Raw genomic sequence first — 21301 nt, forward strand, 5'->3', positions numbered from 1 at the left:
TGCCCGGCCGCGGATCGCCCGGTCGCCGCGGCCGGACTCGCCGGCGCCGTGGAAGGCGCCGAACAGTGTCCTGAACTCCCCGGTGCCCGGACATCCGGTGCCCCGGGGCCGTCCGGCGTGCCCGGCTGGTGAGCGTCCCGCCCCCCTCGACCCCCGTCACGGACGCGTTCCCTCCCCCAGACGTGCCGTGGTCTCCATCAGCGCGACGGTGAACGGATGCCGAGGACGCGTCAGAACCGCTCCGGCCGGTCCCTGTTCGACCAGTTCTCCCGCCTCCAGCACGGCGATGCGGTGGGCGAGGCGCGCGGTGTCCAGATCGTGGGTGACGAGGACCAGTGCGAGGCCGTCACCGTCGCGCAGGAGGCCGGCCAGCACGTCGAGAATGCCGCGCCGGGTGACGGTGTCGAGGCCGGAGGTGATCTCGTCGCAGATGAGGACGCGGGGCCGGGCGAGCAGGGCGCGTGCGAGGGCGGCCCGCTGGAGTTCCCCGCCGGAGAGGGCGCCCGGCGGACGGTGGGCGAGATCCTCGGGCAGGCCGAGGCGCGCCAGCATCGTCGACGCCTCGCCGGTGGCGGTGCGTTCGTCGGTGCCGCGCAGCCGGACCGCGGTGCGGGCGACCTGCGCGAGGACGGGCCGGAACTCGTCGAAGGCGGCGCGGGCGTCCTGGAACACGTACTGCACGGCGGCGAGCGCGTCCCGGTCGCGGTGCCGGAGGCTGCGCGGGAGGGCCGTCCCGTCGAGCAGGATCTCGCCGGTGTGGTCACGGTGCAGGCCGGCGAGGCAGCGGGCGAGGGTGGTCTTGCCGCTGCCCGACCGGCCGACGACTGCCAGGCACTCACCGGCTCCCAGGGCGAGGTGCGGGGCGCGCAGCACCGTGGCCGTGCCGTGCACGGCGGTCAGGTCCCGGACGGTCAGGACGGTCCGGGCGGGCTCGGCGCCGGTGTCCGTCGTCGGCTCGGCCCGGTGTCCGTCGAGGAGCCGGCGGGTCCACTCGTGCCGGGGGGCGAGCCACACCCGTTCGGCCGGACCGGACTCCACGACCCGCCCCGCCCTCATCACCAGGACCTCGTCGGCGAGCGCGCGGACCACGTCCAGGTCGTGGCTGAGCAGCACGACCGCGATGCCCCTGGCCGCGACCGCCGCCAGCTGGTCGACGATGCGGCTCTTGGTCAAGGCGTCCTGACCGGTGGTGGGTTCGTCGGCGACGACGACACGGGCGCCGAGCAGCAGCGCCTGTGCGAGCACCACCCGCTGCTGCTGGCCACCCGAGAGCTGATGCGGATAGCGGCGCAGCAGTGTGGCGCCGTCGGGGAGTTGGGCGTCCTCCAGGGAGCGCAGGACCAGCTCGCGGGCCGCGGTGCGGCGTTCGGCGCGCGGCAGGTGACGGACCTGGGGGCGGGCGATGTCGTGGAGCAGGGCGCTGATGCGGCGGGCCGGGTTGAGGACGGCCGCGGGATGCTGGGGCACGTAGCCGACCGGCCCGTCTCCGGGGCGGCGCACCTCTCCCGTGACGCGGGCGCCGGGCGGGTACTCCCCCAGCAGGGCGAGGCCGGTGGTGGTCTTGCCGCTGCCGGAGGCCCCGACCAGGGCGGTCACCCGGCCGGGCGGCACGCTCAGGTTCACCCCGTCGACGATGGCCCGGCCGTCGATCTCCACGCGCAGGTCGCGGATCTCCGCCGCGCAGGCGGTGTCGTGGCTCACGGACGTCGTCCCTTCCGTCGCGGGGTCCTCTCCAGGGCGGCGTCGAAGAGCAGGTTCGTGCCCGTCGTCAGTGCCACGATCAGCAGGGCGGGCACCACGACCGCCCAGGGCTGCACGAACAGTCCGGTGCGGTTGCGGTCGACCATGACCGCCCAGTCGGCGGCGTCCGGTGCGACGCCCACGCCGAGGAAGGCGGCCGTGGACACCAGGTACAGCACGCCGGTCAGCCGTATGCCGGCGTCGGCGGCGAGGGTGCGCAGGGTGGACCGGCCGACGTAGCCCACGGCGATGCGCCACCGGGTCTCGCCCTGCATGCGCAGGGCCTCCACCGCCGGTCGGGCGGCGGCCTCGCCCGCCGCCGCCCGCACGATCCGGGCCGCGTCGGGCACGTTCACCAGCGCGACGAGCAGCGCGAGGCCGGCCGCACCCGGCGAGAACACGGACGCCACCAGCAGGATCAGCAGCAGCGACGGTACGGCGAGCAGCACGTCCAGCGGCCGCATCAGCGACTCCTCCAGGCGCCGTACGTGGGTGAGCGCGGCGGCCAGTCCCACGGGCAGCGCGACCAGGTAGGCCAGGGCGGTCGCGGCGAAGGCGGTCAGGACGACCGTGCGGCCGCCGTGCAGGACCTGCCGCCAGACGTCCCGGCCGACGAAGTCGGTGCCGAGCGGGTGCCCGCCGCCGAGGGCGAAGGACAGGGAGCGGGGGCCCGGCTCGCCCGCGAACACGGGTCCCAGGAGGGCGAGGCCCAGCGGGACGGCGACGACCGCGATGCCGAGGGCGAAGCGGCTCCGGGTCATGCCGACACCTGCGCACGCGGGGTCAGCCGGTGGGCCACCAGGTCCGCGCCCAGGTTGAGGACGACGGTCAGCACGCCGAAGACCACGGCCAGCCCCTGCACCACCGGTACGTCCCGTTCGGCGACGGCGTTGAGCAGGACCGTGCCGAGGCCCGGAACGACGAACAGCGCCTCGACGACGATGACGCCGCACAGCAGCCAGTCGGCGGTGCGGGCCAGTTGCTGGACGGCCGGGGCGAGGGCGTTGGGCAGGGCGTGCGCGTAGCGGACACGGACGCCGGGGACGCGGCAGCGACGGGCGTGGGCGGCGTAGGGCGAGGCGAGGGCGTCGACCATTCCGGCGCGGACCAGCCGGGACAGGGAGCACACCGGCCGGGAGAGCAGGACGAGCACCGGAAGGATGAGGCCCTCCGGGTGGGCGAGGAGGTCGGTGCCGTAGCCGACGGCGGTCGGTGGCAGCCAGGCCAGTTTCAGCGCGACGACCGTCACCAGCAGGACACCGAGGGCGAACTCGGGGACCGCGTACACCGCGAGGGTGACGGAGCTGATCAGCCGGTCAACGGGCCGTCCCTCGTGGCGGGCGGCGAGCACACCCAGGCCGAGGCCGAGCGGGACGAGCAGGGCCAGGGTGAGGGTTGCCAGCAGCAGGGTCGGCCCGGAGCCGTCGGCGAGGTACTGGGACACCGGGCGGCCGGAGGTCAGGGAGGTGCCGAAGTCGCCGTGCGGCAGGCCGGCCGCCCAGGCCGCCAGCCGTTCGTGGGCCGGCCGGTCGAGGTCCATCGCCTCGCGGATCGCGGCGATGCGCGCGGGGTCGGGCTGGTCCCCGGCGAGGGCGACGGCCGCGTCGCCCGGCAGCGCCTCGGTGAGCGCGAAGACCAGCAGCACGACGGCCACGGTCTGCGCGGCGCCGAGGAGCAACCGCCGGGCGACGAACGAGCGCGGGCCCCTCGTCCTCGGCCTCTCCGTCACGCCAGCCAGACCTTGTCGAATCGGGCCCAGTCGAGCGTGTTGGCGGGCGCCCGGGTCTCGACTCCCCTCACCGAGCGGGCGGTTCCGATGATCCAGTCGGCGAACCCCCAGATGAGGAAGCCCCCCTCGGCGTACAGGCGGCGCTGCATGCGCTCGTACACGGCGGCCCGTTCGGTCTTGTCACGGGTGGACTGGGCCTGCTGGTAGAGGGCGTCGAAGTCCGGGTGCTTCCACTTGGTGGCGTTGGTGGTGGAGCCTGTGAGGAGGCGCTGCGAGATGTGCGCCTCGATGGGCATGGCGCCGGAGCGGTAGCAGCACAGGGTGCCGTGGTCGAGGATGTCGCTCCAGTAGGAGTCCTTGCTGCCCATCCGCACGTCCACGGTGACCCCCGCCCGGGCGGCCTGGTCGCGGAAGATGCCGGCGGCCTCGGTGAACCCGGCGGCGACGGCCGAGGTGTCCAGGGTGACCTTCAGTTTCCCGGCGCCGGCCTGCCTCAGCAGGGCACGGGCCCTGTCGAGGTCCTGGGCGCGCTGCGGGAGGCCGTCGGCGTAGTACTCGTAGCCCTTGCCGAACAGGTCGTTGCCGACGACGCCCGCGCCGGACAGAGCGCCGTCGACGAGTTCCTGGCGGTCGGCGATGAGGAAGAACGCCTCGCGCACCCGCTTGTCGTCGAAGGGGGCACGGTCGGTCTTCATGCAGAAGGCCTGCATGGCGCTGCCCCGCAACCGCACGATGTCGATCCGCCCCCTGCCCTCGTGGGCGCGGGCGGTGGTGGGGTTGAGTTCGTGGGCGTACTCGATCTGACCGCCGAGGAGGGCGTTGACGCGGGCCGATTCCTCGTTGGCCACGACGAGTTCCAGTTCGTCGAGGTGCGGGGCGCCGTCCCAGTAGGCGTCGTTGCGGCGGAAGACGGCCGAGCGGCCCGGCGCGAAGGAGACGAACCGGAAGGGCCCGGAGCCTACTGGCCCGCGGTCGAAGTCGGTGGCGTTCTCGGGCACGATGTACGCGCCGAACGCGGCCAGCACGTTGGGGAATTCGGCCGTCGGCCGCTTGAGCCGGAACTCGATGCCGCGTGCGCCGGTGGCGCGGCTGGCGTCGAGGTCGATGGGCTCCAGGGAGGCCTTCGCGCGGTAGGCCTGCTTCGGGTCGGCGATACGGCGGTAGCTGTACAGCACGTCCTCGGCGGTGACCGGCCTGCCGTCGTGGAAGGTGGCCGCGCGCAGGGTGACGTGCCAGCGGGCGAGGGTCTTGTCGGGCTCCCAGGACGCGGCGAGGCGGGGGCGCGCGGAGAGGTCGGCGCCGTAGTCGGCGAGTTTGTCGTAGAGGGCCTTGGCGCGGGCGACGTCGGCGAACAGGTTGGCCAGGTGCGGGTCGAGGGTCTCGCTCGCGCCGCCGCCGGCGAAGGCCGCTCGCAGCCGCCCGCCCTTCCTGGGCTTGCCGTCACCGCTGTCGGGTCGGTCGTCGCCGGCGCCGTTCCCGCAGCCGACGAGGGCGAGGGCGGCGGCCCCCGTGCCGGCCGCGAGGAAGCCGCGTCGGCGCAGGCCGGAGATACGTTCGTCGTGCATGGCTGTTCCTTGGAGTGAAGTCGGACGGGGTAGGGGGTCAGGGGGTGACGCTCAGGCGGGCCACGAGGTGCAGGCGGTCCCCGTCGGCCGTGGCGCCGGGGAGATCGCCTTCCCGCCACGGAGGTTCGGTGCGCGGACCGGGTCCGTCGTGGAGTTCCAGGACCTCGAAGCCGTGCCCGGCGAGGAAGTGCCGCAGCTCCTGCGGGAACAACAGGCGCCAGGCGGAGTGCTGTTCGACCGGGGGTGTGCCGTCGTCGGCGGTCCACACGCGGATGCGGCGCAGGAGTTGGGCTTCGCGGTCGACGAACAGGTGGGTGGCTGATCGGTAGTGGGTGCCGCGCCAGGTGAACGCGTCGATCTTCGGGGTGTCGAGGAGGTCCGTGCGGCCGAGGAGATGGGCGCCGTTGCGCATCTCCGCGAGCAGCAGCCCGCCGGGCGCGAGGGCGCGGCGGCAGGAGGCGAGGAAGCCGTCGAGCTGGTCGTTGGTGTGGCAGTACAGCAGGGAGCTGTCCAGGCAGATCACCGCGTCGAAGGCGGCCCGGCCCAGGTCGAAGCCGTGCAGGTCGGCCCGGACGTAGACCGGGCCCCGGTGGTGAGCGCGGGCGTGGCCGAGCATGGCCTCGGAGAGGTCGGCGCCGGTCACCCTACGGCCGGCCCGGTGCAGGTGGGCGGCGTCGCGGCCGGTGCCGCAGCCCATGTCGAGGACGCGCGGACCGGCGTCGTGGTGGCGCAGGCGCTCCTGTGCCCAGCGTGCGGCGAGCCGCTCGGGGTCGGGGAAGCGGGCCTCGTAGAGGGCGGGGTTGTCGGTGAGGAGGTTTCCGCCGGTGTGGACGGTCACGCGTTGCTCCTCTCCTCGGCCGGGACCGCTCGGGCCGCGGGAACGGGCTGCGGCCTTCCGGGGAGCGCCCCGTGCCGGTGCAGCCACGCCACCCCGGCCGCCGAGGCCGGGCCGAGCAGGGCGCAGCACACCCACGGCAGCCACTCGGCGCCCGTCCGCCCGCCCGTGTCCATGGCCCAGCCGACGACCGTGTTGCCGACGGCGGCGGCGACGCCCGAGACGACGTAGAAGACGCCGAAGCAGGTGCCGGTCAGCTCGGGGCGGCCGAAGCCGGGTATCAGCTCCATGACGAAGGGCGAGGCGATCATGATGCCGAGATGGAGCAGGAGGGCGCCGAGCAGGACGGGCACGGCGCCGAGCCACCCGTCCGGCGACGAGCCGGCCGCCACCGCCGGGGGCAGGAACGCCAGGCCCATCAGGATGAGCCCGTACGTGATCCAACGGGCCCTGTGTCCACGGGCCTTGAGGGCGCGGGTGACGCGCAGCTGGAGCGCCAGGTTGGCGAGCGTGCCGACGAGGAGGACGAGGCCCGCGGCACCGTCCCAGCCGGTGGCCTGCCGGGCGCCGTCGGGCAGCAGCAGGTAGAGCTGGTTCTCCAGGGTGAACATGCCGACCATGGCGAGGGCGAAGCCCAGGAAAGCCCGGTTGCCGGCCACCTCCCGCCAGTCCGCGAGGACACCGCCCCGGCTGGGCGGCACCTTCCGTGCGGGCAGCACGAGCGCCTGCGCCACGGTGAGGACGGCGAAGATGCCGGCGGCGGTCAGCGCGGAGGTGCGGAAGTCGACGAGGAGCAGGGCACTGCCCAGCAGCGGGCCGATCAGGGCACCGGTGGTGGCGAACACGTTGAACAGGGCGAACGCCTCCGCCTTGCGCTCCCCCGCCTCCTGCGCGAGGTAGGTGCGCACGGCCGGGTTGAACAGGGCGCCTGCGAGTCCGCTGAGCACCGACGCGGCGAGCAGCACCGGCAGTCCGTCGCCCAGCGCGAACAGGGCGAACCCGACCGTGCGCAGGGCGCACCCGGCGATGATCACCCCCCGCGCGCCGAGCCGGTCGGCCGCGGAGCCGCCGATGAGGAACAGGCCCTGCTGGCTGAGGTTGCGCACGCCGAGGACGATGCCGACGACGGCTGCCGACATGCCCAGGTTCTCGCCGAGGTGGACGGCGAGATAGGGGATGAGGAGGTAGAAGCCGGTGTTGACGCCGAGCTGGTTGACCAGCAGGAGCCGGACGGCGAAGGGGAAGCCGCGCATCTCACGCCAGGTCCGCATGGGTCACCCCCAGTCCCGGCCGGTCGCTCGCGCGGACGAAGCCGTCGGTGCCGCCGATGCCGCTCCACGGGTCGTGTGCGAGGAGCAGGTGTCCGTCGAGGTCGGCCCACCGGGCGCGGTCGGCGAGGTGGACGGCGGGCGCGAGACCGAGGCTGCTGGCGGTGAGGCAGCCCAGCATCAGGGCGGTGCCGCTGCCCTCGATCGCCTCGGCGATGCGCAGGGCCGCGTGGACGCCGCCGCACTTCGCGAGTTTGACGTTGACGCCGTGCACGCGTCCGGCGAGGCGGCGGGCGTCCTCGAGGCCGACGGCGTCCTCGTCGGCGATGACGGGCAGAGGTGACCGCTCGGCGAGGGCGGCCAGCGCCTGCGGGTCGCCCGGGGCGACAGGCTGTTCGACGGCCTCCACGCCGAGGTCGGCGAAGCGGGGCAGGAGCTTCTCCGCCTGGCGGGGTGTCCAGGCCCCGTTGGGGTCGAGGAGCAGCCGCACGCCGGGGGCCGCGTCCCGCACGACGCGCACGCGTTCCACGTCGTCCTCGGGGTCGGGGGCGCCCGCCTTCACCTTGATGACCCGGAACCCGCTCGCGGCGAGTCGGCGGGCCTCGACCGCCGCGTGTGCGGGCGAGGTGATGCCGAGGGTGCGGGCGGTGGCGGCCACGGGAGGCGCGGACGCGCCGAGGAGCCGGTGGACGGGAACGTGCGCGCGCTTGCCGACGAGGTCCAGGAGCGCGGCCTCGACGGCGGCGGTCACGGCCGGTGGCACGACCGGCTCCTCCTCGCGCAGGGCCTCCAGCGCGCTCTCCGGGTCGGCGAAGCGGCCCAGGTCGACGGCGCGGAGGAGGCGCAGCAGCGTATCGGTGTCCAGGCCGTAGTAGACGCTGGTGACGGCCTCGCCGTGGCCGCGCAGTCCGTCGTGCTCGACGGTCAGCCACACGGCGTCGCGGGCGGCCATGGTGGACCGGGAGATCCGCAGCGGCTCGGCGAGAACGAGGCGTACGGTCCGCAGACTGGCCTTCATCGGCTCCCCTCCTGGGGACGTGGGGCGCCGAGGGGGTCGGTGACGCGGGTGCAGCGCGCCCAGCCGGTCGCCTCGGCGGTGTGCGGGTGCGGTATCTCCACGGGCCGGGTGGCCGCGGCGGCGGGGTCGATGCCGTGCGCGGCGGTGAAGTCGTGGTCGTAGACGGTGCCGAGGTAGCGGTGCGGGCCGTCGGGGAAGACGGTCGCGACGACCGCGCCGGGGTGCACGCGGGCCGCCCAGGCGGCGACGCGGGCCACCGCGCCGGTGCTCCAGCCGCCGGTGACGAAGCTGCCGCGGGCGAGTCTGCGGCAGCTGTCGACGGCCTCGGCGGGGCCGATCCAGTGGACCTCGTCGAACGCGTCGTAGGCGACGTTGCGCGGGTGGATGCTGCTGCCGAGGCCGCGCATCAGGCGGGGGCGGGCAGGCTGGCCGAAGATGGTGGAGCCGGTGGCGTCGACGCCGATCAGGCGCAGCGCGGGCCAGTGGCGGCGCAGTGGTCCTACGACGCCCGCGCTGTGACCGCCCGTGCCGACGCTGCACACCAGGATGTCCAGGTGGTCGAGCTGGGTGGCGAGTTCGGCGGCCAGGGTGGCGTAACCGGCGGTGTTGTCGGGGTTGTTGTACTGGTCGGGCCAGTAGGCTCCGGGCAGTTCGGTCAGCAGTTCCCGCAGCCGGGCGAGGCGGGCGGCCTGCCAGCCGCCCTGGAGGGCGGGCCGGTCGGCGATCTCCAGGCGGACGCCGTGGGCGCGCAACAACTGCCGCATCGACGGCTCCAGTTCGCGGTCGCCGACCAGTACGACCGGATGGCCGAGGGCCTGTCCGGCGAAGGCGAGGCCGATACCGAGCGTTCCGGAGGTGGACTCCACCACCGGTGCCCCGGGGCGCAGTTCGCCGCGTTCGCGGGCGCCGAGCAGCATCGACACCGCGGCCCGCGCCTTCATGCCGCCGGCCGAGAGCGCCTCCAGCTTGGCCCAGAACCCGGGGTGGGCACCCGGCAGGTCGGCGGTGACGCGCACCACGGGCGTGCGGCCGAGCAGCGCGAGGAGTTCCCGGCGCGCGTCGGGGAGGACGGCGGTCGTGGTCATCGCTCGCCTCCCGGACACCCGTAGCGGTGAACGGTTCCCGGGCCGCCGTCGAGCCAGAAGAAGGGGTAGGGCTCGGCGCAGACGGCGCTCAGCCCGTGGCCGAGGAGGCGGGGCAGCACGGCGCTGCCGGTCTGGGCGAACGCGACCAGTTGCTTGCCATGGGCTTGCGCGTGCCGGCGCAGGGGCTCGAAGGTGCCGTTGCCGAGGGTCATGCCGGAGACGAGCAGGGCGTCGCAGCGGTCGGCCGCGGCGAGCGCGTCGGTGAGGACCGGTTCGCCCCACTCCGTGGTGCCGCCCTTGAGGTCGCTGGGGAGGTACCGGAGTCCGCGCGAACGGAGGGCTTCGAGCAGGGAGTTGACGACCCCGACGACCAGCACGTTCGCCCCGGCGGGCAGGTCGAGCAGTTCGACCACGGCGCGGGCGCGGGCGCGCGACTTCTCCAGGGAGGACCCGGCGGGCAGCGGGACCGGCCGGGCACCGTGCTCGGGGGTGTGCGGGGTGACGTGCATGAGGTAGGCGTCGAGGGCCGCGACCCGGACCGGCGCCAGGGGGTGCCGCAGGAGCCGGGCCACGTCCGCGCCGACGCAGTCGTCGAGCGCGCTGTCCGGCAGCTCTCCGGGTTCGACGGCGCAGGAGCCGACGGCTTCGGCGAGGCGCAGGCTGAGCACCTCGTTGCGGTATCCGGTGCCGCGTCCGGCGTGGCGCACGGCCTGCCGGGTGGTGAAGGCGACGGCGATGCGCAGCGTGGCCGGGTCGGGGCCGAGGGTGCCGCCGCGGACTCGGTCGACGAGATCCTCGTAGGCGTGGAAGGTCGCGGTGGTCATCGGACGACCAGTCCCGCGCGCACGCCGGCCAGCAGGTCCTCGACACGGGTACGGGCGCCGGGGCCGCGGGTGTCGGCGACCATGACGTGCCCCAGGTACTCGTTGTTGCTGCCCGCCGCCTTCACCGCCCTGCCGGGCTTCGCGAGTTCCGCCTCCAGTACGCCGTCCGCGTCCCGTACGCCGCCGTCGTCGAGGGCCTTCAGGGTGCCGGCGTGCTCCGGGACCAGGAAGCCGATCGCGGCGCTGCGCACTCCGGTGTCGGTGCGGCGCAGGTCGGGGGCACGGCCGAGGGCGACGTCCACGAAGGCGGCGGCGAGGTCGACACCGGTGACATGGCGGACCAGTTCGGTGATGCGGTTGCCGGCCGGGCGGGGGTTGACCTCGACGACGCGCGGTCCGGCGACGGTCAGTTTGATCTCGGTGTGCGCCACGACCCCGTCGGTCAGGCCGAGGGCCTCGAGCGCGCTCAGGGCGGTCTCTTCCGCGGCCTTGGCGTCGGCGGGCGTGAGGTCGGCGGGGAACATGTGGCCGGTCTCGATGAAGGCGGGCGCCCCGCCGACGCTCTTGTCGGTCACGCCGACCACATGGACCGCGCCCGCGTGCGACACCGTCTCGACGCTCACCTCGGGCCCGTCCAGCAGTTCCTCCAGCAGGACGGCGGGCGACCGGCGCTGCCCGCGTGCGTTCACCGGGAAGCCGGCCAGAGCGCGTACGGCCTCGGCGAGCTGTCGTTCGTCGTCCACGCGGCGCACGTACATGCCGGCGCACAGGTCGACCGGCTTGACGACCAGCGGGTAGCCGATCTCCCGAGCCGACCGGGCGAGGTCGTCCCACTCCTCGTGCAGGGCGAAGCGCGGGCCGGGCACCGCGGCCTCGGCGAGGACGCGGCGGGTGGCGTCCTTGCGGCAGGCGTTCCCGACCGCTTCGGGGCCGGGGCCCGGCAGGCCGAGGCGGGCGGCGATCCGGGCCACGGCCGGCAGGTAGTAGTCGCAGGAGGTGAGGACGCCGTCGAAGCGCAGTGCCGCGTGCAGCCGTTCGGCCTCGGGGAGCAGGCTCTCCACGTCGTTGGTGTCCGCCGTGACGACGTTGCGGGCGCCGAGCAGCGGGTGCGCCGTCCCCTCGGGCGCCGAGCGCAGGTAGTGGTGCAGGTCGCGGGTGAGGAACGTGAACGTGTGCCCGCCCTCCCCGATCGCCCGTGGCAACAGCCTGCTCATCGATCCGACCCAGCTCTCGACCATCAGCAGATGAGCCACAGTTCCCCTTTTCCAGCGGCGAGTTCAGGCGACACGGCAGCCCGGCGGACCCTCACCGGAGAGAGGGTGCCGGGCGGCGCCGCCCCACACGCTATCGATAACCATTTTCATTTTCCAGCCCCCGTGTCGCACCGGCGCACCATGCGCGCCGGGGACGCGCCCGAGACGCTCCGCCGACGGATCGGACGCCACACCCCGTTTCCCTCACCGCATCGAGGTGTCGCCGAGCCGAAGGGTGATCCCACCGCGCCTCGGGCACGGTGGGGCCGGGGAGATCGGCACCCGCCGCCCCTGTCTGCCGTGCATCGGCACCCGTAGACTGACAAGTCACCGAAGTTCGGGCGCTGTTGATGGGGGAGGACAGCCATGTCCGGAGATCAGTACGGCATGCGGGGCCACAGTTTCCACGTGCCGCCCATGCCGTCGGCACCGCCACCGGCCCCGCCCGCGCCGCCGGACGGCGCGCGGGCCGTCGCCGTCGCGGTCCTCAACCTCAGCGGCCTGGGGCTCGGGTACGCGCTGCTGCGCCGCTGGGTGCTCATGCTGCTGTGCTGGACCGCCACCGCCGTGCTGCTGCTCGTGGCCCTCCCGGCCGACCCGGACGGGGTCCCGGTGGCGACCCTCGTCCTGTACGCGGTGTTCCTCGCCGGGGTCGCGGCGCACGGCGCCCTCGTCGGCCTGCGCTCCCGCAGGGCGTTGCTGCAACGGGCGCCCCTCGCCCTGCTGTTGGGCCTGGTCCTGCTCGCCGTGCCGGCCGGAGGCGTCGTGCTGTACGACGACGCGCGGGAGGAGGCGACGGAGCAGATGCTCCTCGACCGGCTCGACCGGGCCGACAAGCTGGTCACGGCGTCCGGCGAACAGGACTTCGGCACCGGCAAGGCCGGCTACCGCGAAGCGCTGACGGCCTACGAGGACCTCAGATCCGACCACCCCGACTCACGCGCCGCCGCACGGGTGCCCACCCGGATGAAGACCTTCTACACCACGGTCGCCACCCCGTACGAGGACGCCGACTACTGCACGGCGATAGCGCCCCTCACCTACCTGCGCACCGTCCCCGAGGCCATGCCCTCCACCGACCTCGGAAACCTGGAGAAGTGGCCCGACGACCGGCTGGCCACCTCCCTGTACGAGTGCGCCTCGCGGGGCCTGGCCTCCGACCAGTCCACCTGGGCGGCCCACTTCGGCGAGCTGCTGACCACCTTCCCCGACTCCGACCAGGCCGCCAAGGTGGAACCGGCCGTGGCCGCCGCCGTCACCCGGGAGGTGAAGGGCCTCTCCGGAGCCGAGCCCTGCACGGCCGTCGAGCGGCTGAAGGACCTCGGCTCCCGCATCGCGGATCTGCCGGGCGACGAGGCGGGCATCGGGGCCGCCCTCACCAAGGACGCCGGGCGCGCCACGAGCAGCGCCGACTCGGGCACGTACACCTGCGGTGTGGACCAGTACCGGGACGGTGACTTCGAAGCCGCGCAGACGACGATGAACGAGTACGTCTCGGCCCACAGGACCGCAAAGAACGCCGCTCGGGCGAAGAAGATCGCGATCGGGGCGGAGATCGCCCAGACCCTGCCGGCCGCGGGCAAGACCCTGCCCACGACACGGTCCGGCGGCAGCATCCCGGTCACGGTGAAGAACGACAGCCCCGACGAGGTCACCGTCCTGTACACCGGACCGGTGACGGGCAGCCTCACCCTGAAGGGCTGCGGCGGCTGCAAGGCGTACTCCCTGTCCAGCACCCTCAGCCCCGGGTTCGAGCCGTGCAGCGGCGACAGGAACTACCCGCAGCGCACGATCAGCCTGCCGCCCGGCACGACCTACTTCGTGCACAAGTCGGCGTCGGACACCATGTCCACCCCCGCCACCGACACCGCGAAGCTGGAGTCCGGCTACCTCTACACGGAGTGCGCCTACACCACGCGGACTCTGGGATCGGGCATCTGAGAGACCCGAACCGGCCCTGGGGGGCCGGGGTCGCCGCCGGTCGGGTCTCCCCCGGCGCGTGCGGCGACCCTCGGGCGCTTCATTGGAAGCGGCCGCTCCGGACACGCAGGGTCAGGCGGGTGAAGCCTGAGCGGCCGTTCGCCCGGTGGGGCATGCATGAGAGTCCCGGCCGTCCCGGCCGTACCGGCCGAGTCGGCGGACTCGACGTGCTGGAGACACATCATGAACCAAAGAACCCACCAACCGGGCGGCTCGATCCACAAGGTCCCCGTCCTGATCGTCGGCGGGTCCCTGGTGGGCCTGTCGACCTCACTGTTCCTGGGCCGGCTGGGGGTGCGGCACACCCTGGTGGAGCGCCATTCCGGGACCTCCCGCCACCCCCGCGGACGCGGCAACAACGTCCGCACGATGGAGCTGTTCCGGGTGGCCGGCGTCGAACCGGCGATCCATCGGGCCGCGGCCACCCTGGCCGACAACCACGGCATCCTCCAGGCCCGCGACCTGGTCGGCGATCCGGGCGAGTGGCTGGTCAAGGACATCGATCCGGGCGGCGGACTGGCCCGCTTCAGCCCGAGTTCCTGGTGCCTGTGCAGCCAGAACGACCTGGAGCCGGTCCTGCTCGACCACGCCACCGCCCTCGGTGGCGACCTGCGGTACTCCACCGAACTGCTCTCGTTCGAAGCCGACTCCGACGGTGTCACCGCGGTGGTCAAGAGCCGGGAGACGGGCGAGCACACCAAGATCCGCGCCGACTACCTGGTCGCCGCGGACGGCCCCCGCAGTCCCGTCCGCGAACAGCTCGGCATCGGCCAGAGCGGTCCCGGCGAGCTGTTCAGCAATGTCAGCATCACCTTCCGGTCCCGCCTCCTCGCCGACGTGGTGGGCGAGCGCCGGTTCATCGTCTGCTACCTCACCAGCCCCGACGGCGACGGCGCGCTGCTGCCGGTGGACAACCGGGAGAACTGGGTCTTCCACGCCCCCTGGCACCCCGAACGCGGGGAGACGCTGGAGGACTTCACCGACGAACGCTGCGCGGAGCACATCCGCCGTGCGGTCGGCCGGGCGGACCTCGACATCGAGGTCACCGGGCGGGCGCCCTGGCACGCCGCCCAGCGGGTGGCCCGCGGCTACCGCGCGGGGCGTGTCCTGCTGGCCGGCGACTCGGCCCACGAGATGTCCCCGACCGGGGCCTTCGGCTCCAACACCGGCATCCAGGACGCACACAACCTGGCCTGGAAGCTGGCCGCCGTGCTCGGCGGCTGGGCGGGGCACGGCCTGCTGGACTCCTACGACCTCGAACGCCGCCCGGTGGCGGAGGCGACCAGTGCCCGCGCCGCGGTCCGGTCGGCCGAGCACAGCCACCCCGGCTTCGCCCCGCCGGCGGGCGCGGGCGGGGGCGGGCCGCAGCGCGGCATCCTCAACGTCGCCCTCGGCTACCGCTACCCGCAGGGCGCCGTCGTCGGCACCGACCCCACCTCGCCCGTGGTCCCGGAGAAACTCGCCCTGAACGGCGACCCCGGCACCCGGGCGCCCCACCTGTGGGTCCGACACGACGGCACACGGCTGTCCACGCTCGACCTGTACGAGCGGTCCCTGGTCCTGCTGAGCGACGGCGACGCCGGAGCCGACGGGCCGAACGGCTGGCACGAGGCCGCCGTCCGGCTGGCCGATCAGCTGTCCGTCCCCCTCGTGTCGTACCGCGTGGGAGCGGGGCCGGACGCCGAGTTGGTGCCCGAGGACGGCGAGGACTGGCGTGAGCGCCACGGCACGGCGAGCGGAGGTGCCGTACTGGTGCGGCCGGACGGGTTCGTCGCCTGGCGCTCGCCCGGCCCGGTCCCGGAGCCCCGAGCGGTGCTGCGGCGCGTCCTGACCACGGTGCTGGCGCTGACCTGACCGGTCGTCGGATGCCGTACGGCGTCCGCCGGGCCTGTGCCGACCCTCCCCCGGAGGGTCGGCACAGGCCCTTCGTCATTCCCCCGGCTGCCGCCCACCCTCACCCGGCTGAGCGCCTCGAGTGGTGGAACTCACCGAAGTGACTGACGGTGGATCACGTCGGGGCCGGGTCTCCTCAGCTGACGAAAAGCCAGCTGCCCGGCCGACGGAAGGACCCTCATATGCGCTCAGCACGCATGATCCTGGCCACCGCGGCGGCCTCGGCCGCCCTCTCCCTCGCCGCGCCCGGCGCGTACGCGGCGGGCGGTGACTGGGAGCACGACGACTCCTCCTACAGCAAGGAGCAGGACAACGGAGGCAAGCACGACGACTCCTCCTACAGCAAGGAGGAGGACAACGGAGGCAAGCACGACGACTCCTCGTACAGCAAGGAGGAGGACAACGGAAGCAAGCACGACGACTCCTCGTACAGCAAGGAGGAGGACAACGGAAGCAAGCACGACGCGCCGCGCGGTGGAATGCACACCGGTGGTGGTGCGCTGACCACGCTCAAGGCCGACGACTGGGACACCGCGCGCGACCCCAAGCACGACTCGGAGACGAACAAGAAGGACAGCGAGCACGGCAAGGACTCCTCCTCGACCAAGGACGGCGAGGACAAGGACTCCTGGAGCGGCGAGGAGAAGCCGCGCGGCGGCATGCACACCGGTGGCGGCGCGCTGACCACGCTCAACGCCGACGACTGGGGCACCGCGCGCGACCCGAAGCACGACCCGGAGACGTACAAGAAGGACAGCGAGCACGGCAAGGACTCCTCCTGGACCAAGGACGGCGAGGACAAGGAGTCCTGGAGCGGCGAGGAGAAGCCGCGCGGCGGCGTGCACACCGGTGGCGGCGCGCTTGACGCACCCGCCGCGACCACGGGCGGCATCGCCGTCCTGGCCGTCGCCGCGACCGGCCTGTACGCCGCTCGCCGCAGGAAGTCGGCTCACGGCCTGGCCTGACCCATGCCGGGCGACATAGCAGCCGTGGCCGCCACCGAGCTTCACGTGGCGGCCCGGCTCGCTTTCCGCCCCCGCCCGTCCGCTGCCGTGAACCAGCTAGTGAGGTCACCTCAGATGGCTGTCCACTCATCCGCCTCCTCCTCCGACGGGTCGGCACCGGCCCGGCAGTCCCGCCGAGGGCTGACCATGCTGTGCGCCGGGGGGTTGCTGCTGCTGGCGGTGCGCCTGCTCGGCGACGACTCCCCGCAGGCCGGCGCACCCAGTCCGTCGCCCGAATCGCAGTTCGCCCCGCGGGCGGCCGCACCGGCCACGCCCGGCGCGGGGCCGGTGCAAGAACACCTGCCGCGGTCCAGCCCCGTGCGGCTGCTGATCCCGAAGATCTCCGTCGACGCCCCGTTCACCGACCTCGCCGTCGGCGCCAACGGTCAGCTCCAGGCCCCGCCGCCGCACGACACCAACCTCGTCGGGTGGTACGCCAAGGGCGCCTCCCCCGGTGAGACCGGCACCGCGATCATCGCCGGACACGTCGACACCGCCACCTCCGCCGCCGTCTTCGCCCAGCTGAGTGAGCTGAAGAAGGGTGACGTCTTCCGCGTGCGGCGGGCCGACGGACGTGTGCCCGTCTTCGTGGTCGACAGTGTCGAGAAGTTCGACAAGGACCACTTCCCCAGCCGACGGGTGTACGGCGACACCGCCGACGCCCAGGTGCGCCTCATCACCTGCGCGGGCGACTACGACCGCACGGTCAAGGACTACACGGAGAACCTCGTGGTCTTCGCGCACCTCAGGTGACGGAACCTCACACGGACGAGGGGACCAGGTCACCCACGTAGTCCCTACCGGTCGCGCACCGGTCCGCCCCGCCACAGGATCGAGGCACGCTCACGTCGCCTCACCGCAGCCGAGGTTGCGCCCCGCTCCCCGAAGGAGATCCCCCACGATGACCACCACGTCCGCCTCCGCTTCAGAATCGCTGACCCGACAGGTGTCGCAGCGCGTCTCCCAGTCCGTCTTCGACGGCTCCCACCTCCGGGTCGTCCTCCTGGTGGACGTCTACGACGGGGCCCAGCAGCAGTTCCTGGAGGCGTACGAGCAGCTCTGCAACCAGGTCGCGTCGGTCCCCGGGCACGTCAGCGACCAGTTGTGCCAGTCGATCGAGAACCCCTCCCAGTGGCTCATCACCAGTGAGTGGGAGAGTGCCCCGCCGTTCCTCACCTGGGTCAACAGCGAGGAGCACGTCCGGATGGTGGAGCCGCTGCACAGCTGCGTACGGGACACCAGGTCGCTGCGGTTCCACGTCGTGCGCGAGACCGGCGGCCCGGCGGCGCTGGCCGAGCCCGGTGAGCGCCGGCTCCAGTCGTCCCCCCGGATCGGCGACGGCGTGATCCGCCACGCGCTCACCTTCACGGTGCGACCGGGCAGCGAGGAGGCCGTCGCGAAGATCCTCGCCGACTACGCCTCCCCGGAACCCCGGGTCGACGACACCACCCGGCTGATCCGCACCTCACTCTTCATGCACGGCAACCGGGTCGTACGCGCCATCGAGGTGCGCGGCGACCTGCTCGCCGCCCTGCGGCACGTCGCCCGGCAGCCCGAGGTCCGGGCCGTCGAGGAGGCCATCAACCCCTATCTGGAGCAGGACCGGGACCTCGACGACCCCGAGTCGGCCCGCGTCTTCTTCACCCGCGCGGCCCTGCCGGCCGTCCACCACGTGACGGCGGGCGAGGCGAGGCAGGACGCCGTACGGCACGCCCTGTACTACCCGGCGCGGGAAGGCGGCGGCCTGCGGCTGGCCGAACTTCTCGCCCAGCGGGACGAGAAGGCGGCGGACGACCCGCGGAGCCCGGTGCTGCGCAGCACGATCTTCCAGCGCGACGACGTCGTGGTGCGCCTGGTCGACGTACGCGGCGGAGACACCGACGCCGCTCAGGTGCTCGGTCTGACGGACCGAGCGGGGGCGGCCCGGCTGACGGCCCTGCTGGACGCCGACGCGCTCGGCGTGGACGCCTCCGCGTTGCGGGACGGGGCCGCCGACCGCCTCCTCACGCTCGCCCGCATGGAACTCGTCACCGACCGCCGCTCGCCCGACGCCTGAGCCGTCCGGCAGGCGGGGCGCCGGTCTCCGACGCCGACACAGCACACGAAACGGAGCATCGTCGTGATCACATCCCGTCCCAGAATCGTGGACCTCAGCGAGGTCGAGCCCAACACCCGGCGCGGCGGCGACCTGCGCGCCATGCTCACGCCCACCACGTCAGGTGCCACCAGCGGCTTCATGGGCGTGGCCATCGTCCAGCCGGGCGACCGCATCGGTGAGCACTACCACCCGTACTCCGAGGAGTTCGTGTACGTCGTGTGCGGGCAGCTGGAGGTCGACCTCGACGGCGAACCGCACCCGCTCCAGCCCGAGCAGGGGCTGATGATCCCCATGCACATGCGGCACCGGTTCCGCAATGTGGGCAAGGTGGAGGCACGCCTCGTCTTCCACCTCGGCCCGCTGGCGCCCAGTCCGCCGCTCGGGCACGTCGACACCGAGGAGACCGAGCCCGTCGCCGTCGCGGCGGAGGCCGTCCACGGCGGTGCGGTCCAGACGGCGGGGCGACGGCAGGTCGGTTCATGAAGCGGCGGGTGGCGGTCACCGGCATAGGGGTCGTCGCGCCGGGTGGTGTGGGAGTGCCGGCGTTCTGGGACCTGCTGTCCCACGGGCGCACCGCGACGCGGGGCATCACCTTCTTCGACCCGACGGGCCTGCGGTCGCGGATCGCGGCCGAGTGCGACTTCGACCCGACGGCACACGGGCTGGACGCGGAGCAGGTCGCACGGTGCGACCGGTACATCCAGTTCGCCCTGGTCGCCGGGGAGGAGGCGGTACGGGACTCCGGTCTCGACCTCGGCCGGGAGAACCCCTGGCGGGTGGGCGTCTCGCTGGGCACCGCGGTCGGCGGCACCACCCGCCTGGAACACGACTACGTGCTGGTCAGCCACGGCGGACAGCGCTGGGACGTGGACCACGGCCGGGCCCAGCCGCATCTGCACCGAGCGTTCTCGCCCAGCACGCTGGCCTCCACGGTGGCGGAGCGGTTCGAGGCGCGCGGACCGGTGCAGACGGTGTCGACGGGCTGCACCTCCGGGCTCGACGCGGTCGGGTACGCCTTCCACACGATCGAGGAGGGCAGGGCCGACATCTGCGTCGCCGGCGCCTCGGACTCGCCGATCTCCCCGATCACCATGGCCTGCTTCGACGCCATCAAGGCCACCTCCTGCAACAACGACGACCCGGCGCACGCCTCGCGCCCCTTCGACGCCAACCGGGACGGCTTCGTCATGGGAGAGGGCGGTGCGGTGCTCGTCCTGGAGGAACTGGAGCACGCCAGGGCCCGCGGTGCGCACGTCTACTGCGAGTTGGGCGGCTACGCGACCTTCGGCAACGCGTATCACATGACCGGTCTGACCAGCGAGGGCCTGGAGATGGCGCGGGCCATCGAGGACGCCCTCGACCACGCCCGGGTCGACCCCACGGCCGTCGACTACGTCAACGCGCACGGCTCCGGGACCAAGCAGAACGACCGGCACGAGACCGCCGCCGTGAAGCGGACCCTGGGCGAGCACGCCTACGACACTCCCATGAGTTCCATCAAGTCGATGGTGGGGCACTCCCTCGGCGCGATCGGCGCGATCGAGGTCGTCGCCTGCGTGCTGGCCCTGGCTCACCAAGTGGTGCCGCCCACCGCGAACTACGAGACCCCGGACCCCGAGTGCGACCTGGACTACGTGCCGCGTGACGCGCGCGAGCGGAAGCTGAACAGCGTCCTCTCCGTGGGCAGCGGGTTCGGCGGTTTCCAGTCGGCGGTGGTCCTCAACCGGCCGAGGGAGAGGGAAAGATGACCGAACCCCATCCGAGGCGCGCCGTCGTCACCGGTATCGGTGTGGTCGCGCCCAACGGAGCCAGTACCGAGTCGTTCTGGAAGTCCACCCAGGAGGGACTCAGCGCCCTCGGCCGGGTCACCCGCGAGGGCTGCGGGCACCTCCCGCTGCGGGTGGCGGGCGAGGTGCGGGAGTTCGAGCCGACGGCGGCGGTCGAGGAGCGGTACCTCGTACAGACCGACCGGTTCACGCACTTCGCGCTGGCCGCGACCGACCTCGCGCTGGAGGACGCCCGCCTCGGCCAGGCAGACACCGGCGGCGCGCCCTACTCCGTGGGCGTGGTCACCGCGGCCGGTTCCGGCGGCGGCGAGTTCGGCCAGCGGGAGCTGCAACAACTGTGGGGCAAGGGCAGCCGCTTCGTCGGGCCGTACCAGTCGATCGCCTGGTTCTACGCCGCCAGCACCGGCCAGGTCTCCATCCGGCGCGGATTCAAGGGGCCCTGCTCGGTCGTCGCCTCCGACGAGGCCGGCGGTCTTGACGCCCTGGCGCACGCGGCGCGGGCGGTGCGGCGCGGCACCGACGTCATCGTGGCCGGCGCGACCGAGGCCCCGCTCGCGCCCTACTCGGTGGTGTGTCAGCTCGGTTACGAGGAGCTGAGCACCTGCGACGACCCGGAGCGGGCCTACCGCCCCTTCACGGAGGGGGCCTGCGGGTTCGTTCCCGCCGAGGGCGGCGCCATGTTCGTCGTCGAGGCGGAGTCCGTGGCCCGGCAGCGCGGCGCACGGGTACGGGCCACGCTCGCCGGGCACGCGGCGACGTTCACCGGCGCCTCCCGCTGGGCGCAGTCCCGGGAGGGTCTCGCGGAAGCCGTCCGCGCGGCACTGGCGGAAGCCGACTGTGCGCCGGAGGAGATCGACGTGGTCTTCGCCGACGCGCTCGGCGTGCCGGAGGCGGACCGTGCCGAGGCGCTGGCCATCGCCGACGCCCTCGGCGCGCACGGCAGGCGGGTGCCGGTCACCGCACCGAAGGCCGGGATCGGGCGCGGCTACTGCGCGGCGCCGGTGCTGGACTCCGCGGCGGCGGTGCTCGCCATGGAGCACGGCCTGATCCCGCCCACCCCGCACGTCTTCGACGTCTGCCACGACCTCGACCTCGTGACCGGCCGGGCCCGCCCCGCCGAACTGCGCACGGCACTGGTCCTCAGCCGGGGCCTCATGGGGTCGAACTCGGCGCTGGTGCTGCGGCACGGCGCCACCGACGCCTCGTGACGGGGCGCAGCACA

Annotated in this window: 18 protein-coding genes; 8 read left to right on the forward strand and 10 right to left on the reverse strand. The window is 73.5% G+C overall.

Annotated features, from left to right (window positions below; all coding sequences use genetic code 11):
* Window positions 1-156 precede the first annotated feature (156 nt).
* From ACZ5Y0_RS11360 to ACZ5Y0_RS11405, 10 genes are read right to left on the reverse strand one after another with little or no spacing between them, the layout of a single operon-like run.
* A complete protein-coding gene (locus ACZ5Y0_RS11360; protein ID WP_469128390.1) occupies window positions 157-1701 on the reverse strand; it encodes an ABC transporter ATP-binding protein in 1545 nt (514 codons plus the stop codon).
* Window positions 1698-2501 (reverse strand): ABC transporter permease, encoded by an 804-nt coding sequence (locus tag ACZ5Y0_RS11365; protein ID WP_469128391.1) that lies wholly within the window; start codon window positions 2499-2501, stop codon window positions 1698-1700. The genes ACZ5Y0_RS11360 and ACZ5Y0_RS11365 overlap by 4 nt, the downstream gene beginning before the upstream one ends.
* Window positions 2498-3469, reverse strand: a complete 972-nt coding sequence (locus ACZ5Y0_RS11370; RefSeq protein ID WP_469128392.1) for an ABC transporter permease — start codon at window positions 3467-3469, stop codon at window positions 2498-2500. Before ACZ5Y0_RS11370 ends, ACZ5Y0_RS11365 begins: the two co-directional genes overlap by 4 nt.
* The gene (locus tag ACZ5Y0_RS11375; protein WP_469128393.1) at window positions 3466-5034 is read right to left on the reverse strand and encodes an ABC transporter substrate-binding protein; all 1569 of its coding nucleotides are present in this window, start codon (window positions 5032-5034) and stop codon (window positions 3466-3468) included. Before ACZ5Y0_RS11375 ends, ACZ5Y0_RS11370 begins: the two co-directional genes overlap by 4 nt.
* 37 nt (window positions 5035-5071) lie before the next feature.
* A complete protein-coding gene (locus ACZ5Y0_RS11380; protein WP_469128394.1) occupies window positions 5072-5872 on the reverse strand; it encodes a class I SAM-dependent methyltransferase in 801 nt (266 codons plus the stop codon).
* The gene (locus ACZ5Y0_RS11385; RefSeq protein WP_469128395.1) at window positions 5869-7140 is read right to left on the reverse strand and encodes an MFS transporter; all 1272 of its coding nucleotides are present in this window, start codon (window positions 7138-7140) and stop codon (window positions 5869-5871) included. The genes ACZ5Y0_RS11380 and ACZ5Y0_RS11385 overlap by 4 nt, the downstream gene beginning before the upstream one ends.
* Entirely contained in the window at window positions 7124-8155 is a 1032-nt protein-coding gene (locus ACZ5Y0_RS11390) for a mandelate racemase/muconate lactonizing enzyme family protein (RefSeq protein ID WP_469128396.1), read from the reverse strand. Before ACZ5Y0_RS11390 ends, ACZ5Y0_RS11385 begins: the two co-directional genes overlap by 17 nt.
* The gene (locus ACZ5Y0_RS11395) at window positions 8152-9240 is read right to left on the reverse strand and encodes a PLP-dependent cysteine synthase family protein (RefSeq protein ID WP_469128397.1); all 1089 of its coding nucleotides are present in this window, start codon (window positions 9238-9240) and stop codon (window positions 8152-8154) included. Before ACZ5Y0_RS11395 ends, ACZ5Y0_RS11390 begins: the two co-directional genes overlap by 4 nt.
* Complete coding sequence (locus ACZ5Y0_RS11400; RefSeq protein ID WP_469128398.1) at window positions 9237-10064, reverse strand: Rossmann-like domain-containing protein; 828 nt, start codon at window positions 10062-10064, stop codon at window positions 9237-9239. The genes ACZ5Y0_RS11395 and ACZ5Y0_RS11400 overlap by 4 nt, the downstream gene beginning before the upstream one ends.
* Window positions 10061-11317, reverse strand: a complete 1257-nt coding sequence (locus ACZ5Y0_RS11405) for an ATP-grasp domain-containing protein (protein ID WP_469128399.1) — start codon at window positions 11315-11317, stop codon at window positions 10061-10063. Before ACZ5Y0_RS11405 ends, ACZ5Y0_RS11400 begins: the two co-directional genes overlap by 4 nt.
* A 366-nt stretch (window positions 11318-11683) precedes the next feature.
* Between ACZ5Y0_RS11405 and ACZ5Y0_RS11410 the strand changes: the two genes are divergently transcribed.
* From ACZ5Y0_RS11410 to ACZ5Y0_RS11445, 8 genes are all read left to right on the forward strand, one after another.
* The gene (locus ACZ5Y0_RS11410) at window positions 11684-13258 is read left to right on the forward strand and encodes a hypothetical protein (protein ID WP_469128400.1); all 1575 of its coding nucleotides are present in this window, start codon (window positions 11684-11686) and stop codon (window positions 13256-13258) included.
* Between the two features lie 222 nt (window positions 13259-13480).
* On the forward strand, window positions 13481-15151 hold the full coding sequence (locus ACZ5Y0_RS11415) for an FAD-dependent oxidoreductase (protein WP_469128401.1): 1671 nt from the start codon (window positions 13481-13483) through the stop codon (window positions 15149-15151).
* Between the two features lie 221 nt (window positions 15152-15372).
* Window positions 15373-16155 (forward strand): hypothetical protein, encoded by a 783-nt coding sequence (locus ACZ5Y0_RS11420; protein WP_469128402.1) that lies wholly within the window; start codon window positions 15373-15375, stop codon window positions 16153-16155.
* A gap of 114 nt (window positions 16156-16269) precedes the next feature.
* Window positions 16270-16947 carry a class F sortase gene (locus tag ACZ5Y0_RS11425; protein WP_469128403.1) on the forward strand — a complete coding sequence of 226 codons (678 nt, stop codon included), beginning with the start codon at window positions 16270-16272 and terminating at the stop codon, window positions 16945-16947.
* 148 nt (window positions 16948-17095) lie between these two features.
* Complete coding sequence (locus ACZ5Y0_RS11430) at window positions 17096-18250, forward strand: SchA/CurD-like domain-containing protein (protein WP_469128404.1); 1155 nt, start codon at window positions 17096-17098, stop codon at window positions 18248-18250.
* Between the two features lie 63 nt (window positions 18251-18313).
* The gene (locus tag ACZ5Y0_RS11435; RefSeq protein WP_469128405.1) at window positions 18314-18775 is read left to right on the forward strand and encodes a cupin domain-containing protein; all 462 of its coding nucleotides are present in this window, start codon (window positions 18314-18316) and stop codon (window positions 18773-18775) included.
* A complete protein-coding gene (locus ACZ5Y0_RS11440) occupies window positions 18772-20040 on the forward strand; it encodes a beta-ketoacyl-[acyl-carrier-protein] synthase family protein (protein WP_469128406.1) in 1269 nt (422 codons plus the stop codon). Before ACZ5Y0_RS11435 ends, ACZ5Y0_RS11440 begins: the two co-directional genes overlap by 4 nt.
* Entirely contained in the window at window positions 20037-21287 is a 1251-nt protein-coding gene (locus ACZ5Y0_RS11445; protein ID WP_469128407.1) for a ketosynthase chain-length factor, read from the forward strand. Before ACZ5Y0_RS11440 ends, ACZ5Y0_RS11445 begins: the two co-directional genes overlap by 4 nt.
* Window positions 21288-21301 lie beyond the last annotated feature (14 nt).

The sequence above is a fragment of the Streptomyces sp. NPDC033216 genome (assembly GCF_055577115.1).